General features: G+C 43.3%; 1 protein-coding gene and 1 pseudogene. Both read right to left on the bottom strand.

Going from position 1 to position 743, the window contains the following annotated elements; all coding sequences use genetic code 11:
• On the bottom strand, positions 1-364 hold a 364-nt coding region (locus tag HZY83_RS01035; protein ID WP_179942261.1), incomplete at its 3' end, for a CoA transferase subunit A.
• A gap of 3 nt (positions 365-367) precedes the next feature.
• A pseudogene (locus tag HZY83_RS01030) lies at positions 368-743 on the bottom strand (acetyl-CoA C-acyltransferase); the annotation flags it as partial.

Genomic DNA, 743 nt, shown 5'->3' with positions numbered 1-743 from the left:
CTGTGGCAGTGTAAAATGCGGGAATCCCCGCCCCTCCTGCACGTAATTTTTCTGCTAATGTCCCTTGAGGCGTAAGCTCTACGTCTAACTCACCTGAGATAAATTGCTGTTCGAATAATTTATTTTCTCCTACATAGGAACTAATCATCTTGTCCACTTGTTTATCCTGAAGTAACACACCAAGGCCAAAGTCGTCTACACCACAATTGTTACTAACAACAGTGAGTCTCTTTGTACCACGTGCTTGAATAGCTGCAATACTGTGTTCGGGAATGCCGCATAAACCAAACCCACCAGCAAGTATAGTCATGCCATCCTCTAAATGTTCAAAGGCAGATTCAATATTCGTAATGACTTTACCCATGCATTATCCCTCCTCATAGTGAGAGACAACAGTAGCGATACCTTGTCCTCCACCAATACATAATGACGCGATACCCGTTTTTGTGGTTTCGTTCAATTGATGTAATAACGTTACAAGTATACGCGCACCTGATGCACCGATAGGATGACCTAGCGCAATTGCGCCACCTTTCACATTTACTTTATCTTGTGGTAGTTGAAGTTCGCGATCAACTGCCAATGATTGAGATGCGAAGGCTTCAGTTAACTCGAATACATCAATATCTGAAACTGATTTATTCGAACGCTTCAATGCTTGACGGACCGCTTCAACGGGACCAATACCCATAATTGATGGATCAACGCCACTCGTACCGAAACTATCTAGTACTGCAATCGGC

Origin of the sequence: Gemella sp. GH3 (genome assembly GCF_013415425.1) — a bacterium.
Taxonomy (GTDB): domain Bacteria; phylum Bacillota; class Bacilli; order Staphylococcales; family Gemellaceae; genus Gemelliphila.
Note: the sequence above shows the minus strand (reverse complement) of the source record. Positions and strands in the feature narration are given on the sequence as shown.